The sequence below is a fragment of the Pseudovibrio sp. W74 genome (assembly GCF_001623085.1).
In the GTDB taxonomy this organism is placed as follows: Bacteria; Pseudomonadota; Alphaproteobacteria; order Rhizobiales; family Stappiaceae; genus Pseudovibrio.
Window position 1 is genome coordinate 71,340 of sequence record NZ_LMCJ01000062.1, and the last position, 843, is coordinate 72,182.

The 843-nt window shown below is 54.7% G+C and carries 1 protein-coding gene; it reads left to right on the forward strand.

All coding sequences use genetic code 11. From position 1 onward, the window contains the following. On the forward strand, positions 1-843 hold an 843-nt coding region (gene tssI, locus PsW74_RS29530), incomplete at its 3' end, for a type VI secretion system tip protein TssI/VgrG (protein WP_244277908.1).

Genomic DNA, 843 nt, shown 5'->3' on the forward strand with positions numbered 1-843 from the left:
CTGCATTTTATAGACAACCCAATGATTGTGCCCGAGTTGGAGCATGGCAATCCGCTATCCTACAATGCCACATCAGGTGGCGTCGTGCGCGGAGCGTTCTGCAGCAGGTTTGCACTGACCGAGCGATTGCGCTCCACAAGCACCATGCAGCGAGATTATTCTTTTAAAAATCCGCCTTACAACCACCAGCACAGACAGGAGCGGGCCGAAGACAATGGGTCAGCGGATGATTATGAGCTTTTTGAGTATCCCGGGCGCTACAAGGCCGATGGGGTTGGCAAGGCATTTACCCGCCACCGCCTGGAAGCTGCAAGAGTGGATGCAACCACAGGGCAAGGGTCCACAAACTCCATCCACATGATGCCAGGTCACCTATTGGTCTTAAGCGCTCACCCCAATAAAGACTACAACATCAAATATCATCTTCTCGGTGTTTCTCATCAGGGCAGACAACCGCAGGCGCTCAGTGAAGAAGCAGGCAGCGGGACGACCACCTACAACGCAAGCTTTGAGGCAATGCCCGCGCGTTTGCCCTACCGGCCAAAGCTGATCAGAAAGCCGCTGGTGGACGGGCCGCAGATTGCTCATATTACCGGGCCGGAAGGTGAAGAGATTTACTGCGATGAACATGGCCGGGTGAAAGTGTGGTTCCCATGGGATCGCCACAGCAAGAAAAACGACACCTCCTCCTGCTGGATTCGCGTTGCCTCCAACTGGGCAGGCGCAAGCTGGGGGCATATTGCTATTCCCCGCATCGGCCATGAGGTTGTCGTGGACTTTCTGGAAGGTGACCCGGATCAGCCGATCATTACCGGAAGGACCTACCACAACAACAATAAGTCT